Raw genomic sequence first — 412 nt, 5'->3', positions numbered from 1 at the left:
AGCACCTGGCCGACGAACCGCTTCGCGAGATGGCGCCGTGGCGGAGCCGATGAGGCCGGCCATGGTCATCGGTCTTCATGACTCGGCGTGTGCCGAGCCGCGACCACGTCGACGCTCGAGCTGGGCCGAGCTCATGCATCGTGTCTTCGCCCTGGACGTGCTCGAGTGCCCAGTATGTCGAGGGCGGATGAAGATCATCGCCGAGATCACGCAACCCGAGGTCATCGAGCGGTTCCTCGCTGCGCTCGATCTGCCCATCGAGCCGGCGGAGATCGGGCGAACCCGACCGCCGCCGCAGCTGGAGCTGCCCTTGGACGAATGGCCCGAACAACTGGGCATCGATGCGATGGGCGAGGGGGCTTGAACGCGCCGTAGTGCAGGGCTCACCGTCCGCCCTCGGCGGGCGGCGCCA

At 68.2% G+C, this 412-nt stretch carries 1 protein-coding gene; it reads left to right on the top strand.

The genetic code is table 11. From position 1 onward, the window contains the following. Positions 1–187: 187 nt before the first annotated feature. Positions 188–364: a hypothetical protein gene (locus OEB96_RS00250; RefSeq protein ID WP_266213366.1), complete on the top strand. Its 177-nt coding sequence runs from the start codon at positions 188–190 to the stop codon at positions 362–364. Positions 365–412: the final 48 nt, after the last annotated feature.

It is taken from the genome of Paraliomyxa miuraensis (assembly GCF_026337845.1).
Lineage (GTDB): Bacteria > Myxococcota_A > Polyangia > Nannocystales > Nannocystaceae > Paraliomyxa > Paraliomyxa miuraensis.
The sequence above is the reverse complement of the archived record's forward strand: the minus strand, read 5'-3'. Positions and strand labels throughout refer to the sequence as shown.

Excerpts from the sequence above, each read along its gene's own strand:
- OEB96_RS00250 (WP_266213366.1), top strand. The coding sequence starts at position 188 with ATGAAGATCATCGCCGAGATCACGCAACCCGAGGTCATCGAGCGGTTC.